Consider the following 238-nt stretch of genomic DNA (forward strand, 5'->3'; position numbering starts at 1 on the left):
CTCCTACACCGCAAAGCTCCTGGCCGGCGGCCCGGCTAGACCCGCCCAGAAGCTCGGTGAGGAAGCCGTCGAGGCGGCGAACGCCGCCGTGCAAGGCGACCGGGCAGGCCTCATCGGTGAAGCGGCAGACGTGCTGTCCCATCTCATGGTCGTGCTGCGGGGCGGCGGTGTGACCCTGCACGAGGTGCTGGCGGAGCTCGAGCGGCGCCCGGTGCAGAGCGGGATCGCCGAGAAGGCC

1 protein-coding gene is annotated in these 238 nt (G+C 71.8%); it reads left to right on the forward strand.

Going from position 1 to position 238, the window contains the following annotated elements:
• Positions 1-238, forward strand: a 238-nt coding sequence (hisE, locus tag AC0IY1_RS25575; protein WP_471773378.1) for a phosphoribosyl-ATP diphosphatase, incomplete at both ends; no start/stop codon positions are given.

This window comes from Methylobacterium sp. AC690, from assembly GCF_979256535.1.